The organism is Psychrobacter pygoscelis, assembly GCF_004335015.1.
In the GTDB taxonomy this organism is placed as follows: domain Bacteria; phylum Pseudomonadota; class Gammaproteobacteria; order Pseudomonadales; family Moraxellaceae; genus Psychrobacter; species Psychrobacter pygoscelis.
On record NZ_RQRU01000013.1, the window covers coordinates 1 to 1,670 of the forward strand.

General features: G+C 34.6%; 1 protein-coding gene. It reads left to right on the plus strand.

Features of this window, described 5'->3' with window-relative positions; all coding sequences use genetic code 11:
• On the plus strand, window positions 1-1,412 hold a 1,412-nt coding region (locus EGV92_RS13735; protein WP_131669877.1), incomplete at its 5' end, for a TonB-dependent siderophore receptor.
• Between the last annotated feature and the right edge of the window lie 258 nt (window positions 1,413-1,670).

Sequence of the window (1,670 nt, forward strand, 5' to 3'; positions counted from 1 at the left end):
CAGATGCTACTCAATTAACACTACAAGCTGATTATCACCAAATTAATACGAAATATATTACCTTTTTGCCAGCTGTAGGAACGCTTGATACACAATATGGCAAGATAGATAGAGAAAGTTTTGTTGGCGTCCCTGATTTTGATAAATATGACAACGAACGTTACACCATTGGTTATAAAATCAGTCACAAAGTGACTCCAGAACTAAAAATTGAACATAATTTACGGAGAATGAAAGTCGATGTTGATATGCCTAGAGTGTTCTGGGACAGAGCAGTTGATGAAAACAATGACATATACTCACGATCATCTCAGAAGCGAAGAGATGCTAGCGAAGTGACGACTAGCGGTTTGTCTGCGCAATATGATTGGTCGGTAGGTGATAACTTTGATAATGTTTCACTAGTTGGGATTGACTATAGCGATACCAGTCAAGAAACCGAACGCTATAATGGTACAAGTACTAATATTAATTTATTGAATCCCGATCATAGTCAGGATTCAATTTCGGATGAATTTACAGCTTATCCATATTCAGGTAGACAAGATAGCAAACAAACAGGAATATATGCACAAAATCAGTTAACTTTTAATGATAAGATTACCGCCTTAATTGGTATTCGTCATGATAAGGTTGAAGGTGTTGAGACTGCAATATTTGAGCCAAAAACAAGTACAAGTGGTGATTACAGTGCAACTACAGGTCGCATTGGCTTAGTCTATCTTATGGATAGTGGTGTTGCTCCATATGCTAGTGTTAGTCAATCATTTGATGTAGAGACTGGTAAAGATCGTAATGGCAATTTGTTTGAACCTACTAGAGGTGAGCAGTATGAAATAGGGGTACGTTATCAGCCAGAAGGTAGTGATACTTTATTAACAGGGGCACTCTATCGAATTGATCAGACCGATGTTTTGGTGGCTGATCCTAATAACTCAGCTTTCGATTATTTTAAAATACAATTAGGTGAGGTTCGTTCACAAGGTGTGGAGCTAGAAGCCAGAACGCAATTGGGCGATAATTCCAATTTAATTATAGCTTATGATTATACTGATGCTCGAACTATAAAACCAAGTCCTCTATACCCTGAGGAAGAAGGTAAACGTAAGGGTGAAGTTCCTTATAATACATTTTCTCTCTGGAGTGATTATCGCTTTACCGATTTTGGAATGCCTAATTTAAAAATGGGAGTAGGACTACGCTTTAAAGATAATACGTTACTATTGTCTGATGAGTCTGAGGTACCAAGCTATACTTTAGTTGATGCGATGGCAAGTTATGATTGGAGCAATAATATGAAGCTTTCTCTTAATATTAAAAATCTATTTGATGAAGATAGTATAGTATGTGTTTATGACTGTAATTATATTGAACCACGCAATATTGTGGGGAAAGTAACTTATAAATGGTAGTTATCAAGTATAGATAATCAATCTTGTATAAAACTGTTGGTGATAAGTCATTGATAAAATTTAATTGCTAGAAGCTAGAATATGACTGAATTTGTATAAATTTATTTAAGTGTCTCTGCACCCAATTGAATAGATTGAATACATAAAATTATACATAGGAAAAGGAGTAGAATATCCCTACTCCTTTTAATTATAAAGTTAATAACTTAAACCTATTTATTACTTAATTATATTGCGCTAAGGCTATTTTTATTAATT